Source organism: Nitrosomonas communis, from assembly GCF_024102715.1.
Classification (GTDB): Bacteria; Pseudomonadota; Gammaproteobacteria; order Burkholderiales; family Nitrosomonadaceae; genus Nitrosomonas; species Nitrosomonas communis_B.
The window spans coordinates 1-7,135 of the sequence record NZ_JAGFJM010000138.1; the positions used below are offsets into that span (position 1 = coordinate 1).

Consider the following 7,135-nt stretch of genomic DNA (forward strand, 5'->3'; position numbering starts at 1 on the left):
AATGCGGCTCCAGTAGCACCCAAACCGCATCTGAAACATCGTGTCGCCGCGCGCTCTCCGTCATGAAACTACCTACGAGTGACAATAAAGTTGTAATTTAACCACATTTCGTGACGACACTACCTAGCAACTATACAAATTAGTTTGAGCAATTACTTTGGAGCAAGAACGCCCGAAGCTCCAGTTTCTTTGGCTGCACGCAAGACCGGGTAGAATTGAGTAAAAACCAGATCATCTTTAGCACTGGTTTTATGGCATTCTGCACATTCTTGAGTGGGCAGATTCTTGGCGGCTGCTACCAGAGGAGTGTCCGGCACATAGAAAACATAGAATCCCCAGTATCCTGGTTCGCTGGCAAAACGTTTCGAATCTTTGACTGAAGCTTCCAGCCCAATGTAGTCACCCATAAAATAACCGTTGCCACTGCCAGGCCCCTTACGTTCCCCTACACTGATCAGTTCTTTGACAGTCATCGTACCATCTCTGAATTCACCCGTTTTTTTCCAGTGCGCATAGCTCTCTGGGTCAACATATACAGTGCGAATTTCAGTAAATGGCGCTTTGCCTTCGTTCAGTTCGTTAGGGGTAACCTGGGTGCCCACCATGACCCATTCGCGATAGTTTTGCGGTAATAGTAATTCTCCCTTCTCATTGAACTGCGCAGGCCCTGCTGCAAGAGCAGAACTACCCACGCTGAACGACATCATCATGGTCACAATACCAGTTGTAAGTTTTTTTCTGAAGCCCATTACAATTTCCTTTGATTGTTAAAATAAATCTTTACAGTTCACGATTTTTAGCTAAGACTAGATCGGTTCGTGTGGTACGGAAGTTTATTATGCGCCCACCTTTACGTCAATGACGAGTACTTGATAGATAAAACTCAAATAGGTAGTAGAGCAGATCAGGTAAAATTGGCATGATCGAAACAACAATTTTCCAATCTGTACTGATTCCTAAGCTGTTCTGCCAATTAACTAAGTTGCTCAGTCAGTTGGGCTCAAACCTAGCTCAAGTTTTGGGCTATCTCAGCCATAACGGGCGCATGATCAGATGGCCGCTCCAGCTTTCTCGGCTCCTTGTCGATAATACAGCTTTTACAGATTCCAGCCAGTTCTTTGCTAAGCATAATATGATCAATACGTAATCCTCTGTTGCGGCGGAAAGCAAGCATGCGGTAGTCCCACCAGGTATATGATTTCTCCGGTTGATCAAATAGGCGAAAGCTGTCAATGAGTCCAAGATTTAACAATTCGCGGAAGGCGTTTCTTTCGGGCTCACTGCAAAGTACCTGATCTTTCCACAGATCCGGATCGTGCACATCCCGATCCTCCGGTGCGATATTAAAATCACCAAGCAAAGCTAATCGCGGATATCGCTCCAACTCCTTGCTAAGCCATTGATTCAGCGCTGCTAACCAGTTTAATTTATACTGATATTTGTCCGATCCGGTATTTTCCCCATTGGGCACATACACACAGATCACGCGAACATCCCCATAGGTCGCAGCGATGATTCGCTTTTGCACATCATCCAAATTGGGAATAGCCATGACTGCATCAATTCCATTTTGCTTACTCAATAGCGCGACACCATTAAACATTTTCTGCCCAACATAAATAGATTGATAGCCAATCGCCGCGATTTCAGCAGTTGGGAAAGATTCATCCTGCAGCTTGGTTTCCTGTAAACATAATACATCCGGTTGATTTATTTCCAACCAATTAATCACCTGAGGCAGGCGAACTTTCAGTGAGTTAACGTTCCAGGTAACGATTTTCATAATAGATAATTTTTATTATTCAACAAGTTTCTGTAAAGTACATGATATCTACAGTAGCCAGGGCGTCACAATATACAGCATCTAATTCATTCAACCCAGTAACCCAGTGAATTGTAAAATTTAGCACAGAATGAACGATCAGCTAAGGATTCCGGTTAAATGGTCGTATATTAGAAATAACTGGAGATCTGCTGTTGGCACATTTCAGCAGTGTATTTTTATAGTCCCACTATGATTTTCCAATAAGAAGACTACTGACAGGGTAGTAGAGCACCTTCAATTTCTGATAAAATTTGGAATTCCGATTCTAATAAGAGCCACGCAAGGAATGCCATCATGACTTATGTAGTAACTGAAAGTTGTATCAAATGTAAATATACTGATTGTGTCGATGTATGCCCGGTGGATTGCTTCCGCGAAGGACCCAATTTTCTAGTGATCGATCCTGACGAATGCATTGACTGCACATTATGTGTGGCCGAGTGCCCAGTAGAAGCGATCTATGCTGAAGATGACGTTCCTGAGAACCAACGTAATTTCATTGCACTCAATGAAGAACTATCCAAGATCTGGAAACCCATCATCGAGAAAAAGGATGCACTAGCAGATGCCGATGAATGGGCGAAAGTTACAGACAAGCTGGATAAACTAGAGCGCTAGCACAAATTTATACCCGCTTATATGCCGTCTAACAAGCACACTCTTGGTAAGACGGCATCAGCAGGGGATTATTGCATCAAACCTGTTTACTCATTATTCCAATCAGAGACATTGGCTTTGCCTATCCAAAATGGACCTCCTTAATGTCTCGCAATGTGTTTCTACTGGCAAAACAACTGATTTTAAAGTTTGGCTCCTGTACCTATGAGTGCTGCCGACATGATCTTATAGGAAAATGCCTGCGGCTCCAGACTATCCTGCTGTCGTCCATCTATCTCAGCATGCGGATACAGGAAGAAAGGCAATTTGCCTATTGCGCTATTATTCCCTAGCGCAACTGTTTCAGCATGGTTAAACGCCACCCAATTCATCTCCCAAGCACCGAACAATTTATCCCTCAAAGCATTAATTTGCTCATGATTGCGAGGTAGTCCCGCCGATGCAATAACCTCGCAGACATCAGCCGGGTCAACTGGCACCCAACCCAGACCTGCAAGGTAAAATTCTGCACGACAGTGCTGAGCTGTACTGATATCACCAAATTTACCCAGATTTTTATACAGAGCTGATTCGTTTATTCGTATACCATATTGCTGCCGCGCAGGAATACCCGAAGCACGCGCCAATCCAACGAAAAGGGCGTTAATATCTGCGCACTTTCCACTCAGATTTTCATTCGTTAGCATCAACTTAACATCACCTTTCCCTCTGCCGCGTACATTCATATCATAATTTGCGTTATCGATTACCCAATCATAAATAACCCGGGCATTCTGCAAAGGATGGTCCTTATTACTGCCTTTAATAATGGAAGCGGCTGTTTGGCGCACAATGCCTTCCAACGGTACTTGCTGGGTAGATTGCAGGAAGCGCTTGATGTTATCAGGAATAACAACTTTGCCAGGTGCCTGATAAGAGTGTAGATCAACTTGCCGGTCAGCCGTCTTGACAATACTGCTTACTGTGACTTGACGCTCACCATCACCATTCCATTCAGCATGGAAAGCTGGAAAATCGGTTTGAGGGATCGTATAAAACTTGGCCGATTTTGCGCTGCCACTCCACACACTCCCTTGAGTAAACTGATAAGGAGTATCGTTTGTGTCTGGCAGTGGCAGCCAGAGACGCGCACTCTTGCCCGTTGCAGGTAGTGTTACTTGATATGACAAGCGATAACTACGCCATTTGGCAGGACTAGCAGCTTGTGCAATAAATGAGGGGGCCATGGGAAGCAGAGTAGCACCTGCACCGATCAGTTTGATAAAATCCCTGCGTTTCATGCATATCTCCTGTATTCTGTATAAAATTTTGCAAATCTAATCTTATTGCTCAATCAAGTCAATTCAGCTTCAACCATGTCGCTTCCTTCATCAGATTATTTACCTGCGATTGAAATCGAATCAGGCTCATATCCAACCCACACGATTTTGTGGATGCATGGACTCGGTGCTGATGGTAACGATTTTACGCCTATTATTCAAGAACTTGAACTACCACCACAAACCACCATACGTTTTATTTTTCCTCATGCACCTGAACAAGCAGTAACGATCAATCAAGGCCTTGTCATGCGCGCATGGTATGACATTAGAAGCATCAATCTGAATCACTATGAAGATGAAATAGGTATTCGCAGATCCCAACATGCGATCATAGCAATGATTGAGCGGGAAAATCAGCGCGGAATTCCCTCTAGCAATATTGTATTGGCTGGATTTTCTCAGGGAGGGGTGATGGCTTTGCAGGTTGGCCTTCGCCACCCGGATAAATTAGCAGGCATTATGGTATTATCAGCTTATCTGCCATTAGCGCATACCCTTGTGAAGGAAGCCCATACCGCCAATGCGTCTACCTCAATATTCATGGCGCATGGTAGCCATGATCCCATTGTCCCGATCCACTTGGCAAAAACTTCCAGGCAGCAGCTGCTAGAAAGTGGCTACCAGCTTGAATGGCACGAGTACGCAATGACACACTCAGTATGCGCTGAAGAACTGGATGATATCAGCAAATGGCTGCGACAAGTTTTACTTTGATCAGCTCAATCATAAAATGAAATACAGATTTCCAGAAAAACCAATTGATGCGTTTCTTGACAAAATAAACAGCATCTTTATAATCCTCCCTTTGTTTCTGAATAGTGTTCTGAAGTACATAGAACGCTAACATGCGGGAATAGCTCAGTGGTAGAGCACAACCTTGCCAAGGTTGGGGTCGCGAGTTCGAGCCTCGTTTCCCGCTCCAATATCGAGATAAATTGGATTTTTTTAACAAGCAGCCAAAAAATCCATAACGCATTACTCATTGTGGTGGTACGATACAAACCACATTCTGATCATAGAATTAATGGCGGGGTGGCAGAGTGGTTATGCAGCGGCCTGCAAAGCCGTCTACGCCGGTTCGATTCCGACCCCCGCCTCCAGAATTCAGCATAATTTGCTTGCCCGGATGGTGAAATTGGTAGACACAAGGGACTTAAAATCCCTCGGACCTTAACGTCCGTGCCGGTTCGACTCCGGCTCCGGGCACCAAACAAGCACGTTAAGAAGTTTCTCTAGGCATTAAATCCTCCAAATCCTCTAAATCTACCGGCCGCTTCAGTAAAACTAATAACCGCCGGTAGCATCATAACGTATGCTGGAATTGATCCGGTAAACTTTTCGTAGATGACTTAAAACGAGGAGCTGGAGATGGCAGGACATGAGCAAATATAGAAGTTACGGCGTCGAACATTCACGCTGGAATTCAAGATTGAAGCGGTAAAACTAAAACGTGATCAAAATTTAACCAATATTGAGGTTGGCAGGCGATTAGATGTTTTGCCCAAGCTGATTCAGCGATGGGACAAACAGTATGAAGCAGGTGAATTAACGCCTGACAAGGTCAAACGCTGCATCAGCCCGGAACAACAAGAGATTTCGGAACTGCGTGCACAGCTTTCCCGACTTAAAATGGAGAATGCGATTTTAAAAAAGGCCGCGGCGTACTTTGCGAAGGAGAGTCTGTGAAGTACGCATTCATCGCCCAGAAGCTTTCTGGTTACCCGTTATCAGTGGCTTGCGAAACACTGGATATTTCCCCGGGAGGCTACCATGCTTGGAGAACACGACCACAAGCTTACCGTACGTTACAGAATCAAGAATTAAGCCGAAAGATCAAGGAAATATTCCTGGCGAGTGGCAAAAGCTATGGTGCTCGACGCATCGTAGCAGAGCTACGAGAACTGCATGGTTATACCGGTTCGCTTAATCGCATCAAGCAACTTATGCGGCTAGCTGGGCTACGCCCCAAAGCCCGGCGCAAGTTCAAGGCAACGACTGATTCGAATCTCATAAATTACCGATTGCACCGAACTTGTTGGAACAGAAATTTTGGGTTGAACAACCGAATAAAGTATGGCTGTCTGACATCACCTATATCTGGACGAAAGCAGGCTGGCTTTACTTATGTTGTGTGCTCGATCTATTCAACCGTGAAATCGTAGGATGGTCAATGAAAGAAAAGATGACTGAGGATATCGTGCTGGATGCACTGAGAATGGCAAAACTCAGGTGCAGGCCACCCTCTGGAATCATTTTTCATTCAAATAGAGGCAGCCAGTACGCTAGTCGAGCCACTCAAAACTGGCTTAAAGCGCAAAAAAATGCAGCAATCCATGTCAGGAACAGGCAATTGCTACGACAATGCACCAATAGAAAGCTTCTGGCATTCCTTGAAGGTGGAACGTGTTCATGATGCCATCTATGAAACAAGAGAAGAAGTCAGACGAGATATATTCGACTATATAGAGGGATTCTACAACTGTGATCTGTCGGTATTCAGCGCGGGGATTTATCTCTCCAGATAGTTCGCAAAAAGATATTTAAACGGGGATTTGTCCGCCCGACCAAACGGAGCAAATAACTCCTCTACAAAAACTTGACCTAATGGAATGGACGCTCACTTTCCTAAACGGCATCAGAGTGCCAAAATAGTGGTTCTATGATCATTAAAACAGAGAGGAGCGTCCGACATGAAGATTACAACAATTGGTATTGATTTGGCAAAAGAAGTGTTTCAGATTCACGATGTCGATAATCACGGCAAGATTGTACTGCGCAAGCAATTGCGCCGGAATGGGATGACAAAGTTTTTTGCCAATTTAGAGTCCTGCTTGATTGGCATGGAAGCCTGCGGTAGTGTACACCACTGGGCGAGAAAGCTTGGTGAATTTGGGCATACCGTCAAGCTTATGCCACCCCAATTTGCCAAACCATACGTGAAGACCAACAAGCATGACATGGCAGATACGGAAGCAATCTGTGAAGCGGTGAGCCGACCGAATATGCGATTTATGCCGATCAAACATGTTGAGCAACAGGCCATCCTGGCAGTGCATCGTGCTAGACAAGGTCTGGTCAAGGCCAGAACTGCACAAGCAAACCAGATACGTGGTCTGCTCTCTGAGTTCGGCATTGTTATCCCACAGGGCATCCATTTGATTGCTAAACGAGTGCCTGACATTCTGGAAGATGCTGAAAACGGTTTACCAGGAACAATGCGGCATTTACTGGCGACTGAATGACCATCTCAAAGAACTGGGTCGGCAGGCAGAAGAACTGGAGTTACAGATCAAGCTGTGGCATAAGGAGAATGAAGCCAGCCAGAGACTGGAAGCCATTCCCGGCATAGGGCCGATTACGGCAAGTGCCA

The 7,135-nt window shown here is 45.0% G+C and carries 8 protein-coding genes, 3 tRNA genes and 2 pseudogenes; 10 read left to right on the plus strand and 3 right to left on the minus strand.

Annotated elements, in window-relative coordinates; translation table 11 throughout:
- Window positions 1-152: 152 nt before the first annotated feature.
- On the minus strand, window positions 153-749 hold the full coding sequence (locus tag J5I83_RS13345; protein WP_304056956.1) for a cytochrome P460 family protein: 597 nt from the start codon (window positions 747-749) through the stop codon (window positions 153-155).
- A 257-nt stretch (window positions 750-1,006) separates the two neighbouring features.
- Window positions 1,007-1,783 (minus strand): exodeoxyribonuclease III, encoded by a 777-nt coding sequence (gene xth, locus J5I83_RS13350; RefSeq protein WP_304056959.1) that lies wholly within the window; start codon window positions 1,781-1,783, stop codon window positions 1,007-1,009.
- A gap of 336 nt (window positions 1,784-2,119) precedes the next feature.
- Between xth and fdxA the strand changes: the two genes are divergently transcribed.
- On the plus strand, window positions 2,120-2,443 hold the full coding sequence (gene fdxA, locus J5I83_RS13355; protein WP_304056961.1) for a ferredoxin FdxA: 324 nt from the start codon (window positions 2,120-2,122) through the stop codon (window positions 2,441-2,443).
- A 182-nt stretch (window positions 2,444-2,625) separates the two neighbouring features.
- Here the strand turns inward: fdxA and J5I83_RS13360 are convergent, their stop codons facing one another.
- Window positions 2,626-3,723, minus strand: coding sequence for a transglutaminase-like domain-containing protein (locus J5I83_RS13360; RefSeq protein ID WP_304056963.1), 1,098 nt, complete (start codon window positions 3,721-3,723; stop codon window positions 2,626-2,628).
- A 75-nt stretch (window positions 3,724-3,798) separates the two neighbouring features.
- Here J5I83_RS13360 and J5I83_RS13365 point away from each other — a divergent pair, with 75 nt between their 5' ends.
- The 9 genes and pseudogenes from J5I83_RS13365 to J5I83_RS13400 all read left to right on the plus strand — a co-directional run.
- Window positions 3,799-4,479, plus strand: coding sequence for an alpha/beta hydrolase (locus J5I83_RS13365; RefSeq protein ID WP_304056966.1), 681 nt, complete (start codon window positions 3,799-3,801; stop codon window positions 4,477-4,479).
- 133 nt (window positions 4,480-4,612) lie between these two features.
- Window positions 4,613-4,687, plus strand: a tRNA-Gly gene (locus J5I83_RS13370).
- A 104-nt stretch (window positions 4,688-4,791) separates the two neighbouring features.
- Window positions 4,792-4,865: transfer RNA gene (locus tag J5I83_RS13375), tRNA-Cys, on the plus strand.
- Window positions 4,866-4,885: 20 nt separating this feature from the next.
- Window positions 4,886-4,974 (plus strand) — tRNA-Leu (locus J5I83_RS13380).
- Window positions 4,975-5,175: 201 nt separating this feature from the next.
- Window positions 5,176-5,451, plus strand: a pseudogene (locus J5I83_RS13385) (transposase); the annotation flags it as partial.
- Window positions 5,448-5,927, plus strand: a complete 480-nt coding sequence (locus tag J5I83_RS13390; RefSeq protein WP_304056969.1) for an IS3 family transposase — start codon at window positions 5,448-5,450, stop codon at window positions 5,925-5,927. The pseudogene J5I83_RS13385 and the gene J5I83_RS13390, both read left to right, overlap by 4 nt.
- Window positions 5,861-6,178: a DDE-type integrase/transposase/recombinase gene (locus J5I83_RS14605; protein ID WP_369683430.1), complete on the plus strand. Its 318-nt coding sequence runs from the start codon at window positions 5,861-5,863 to the stop codon at window positions 6,176-6,178. Before J5I83_RS13390 ends, J5I83_RS14605 begins: the two co-directional genes overlap by 67 nt.
- Window positions 6,099-6,290: an IS3 family transposase gene (locus tag J5I83_RS13395; protein WP_304056971.1), complete on the plus strand. Its 192-nt coding sequence runs from the start codon at window positions 6,099-6,101 to the stop codon at window positions 6,288-6,290. Before J5I83_RS14605 ends, J5I83_RS13395 begins: the two co-directional genes overlap by 80 nt.
- 165 nt (window positions 6,291-6,455) lie before the next feature.
- A pseudogene (locus J5I83_RS13400) lies at window positions 6,456-7,135 on the plus strand (IS110 family transposase); the annotation flags it as partial.

Coding starts and splice junctions, on each gene's coding strand:
- J5I83_RS13345 (WP_304056956.1), bottom strand. CDS start 749: ATGGGCTTCAGAAAAAAACTTACAACTGGTATTGTGACCATGATGATG.
- xth (WP_304056959.1), bottom strand. CDS start 1,783: ATGAAAATCGTTACCTGGAACGTTAACTCACTGAAAGTTCGCCTGCCT.
- fdxA (WP_304056961.1), top strand. CDS start 2,120: ATGACTTATGTAGTAACTGAAAGTTGTATCAAATGTAAATATACTGAT.
- J5I83_RS13360 (WP_304056963.1), bottom strand. CDS start 3,723: ATGAAACGCAGGGATTTTATCAAACTGATCGGTGCAGGTGCTACTCTG.
- J5I83_RS13365 (WP_304056966.1), top strand. CDS start 3,799: ATGTCGCTTCCTTCATCAGATTATTTACCTGCGATTGAAATCGAATCA.
- J5I83_RS13395 (WP_304056971.1), top strand. CDS start 6,099: ATGTCAGGAACAGGCAATTGCTACGACAATGCACCAATAGAAAGCTTC.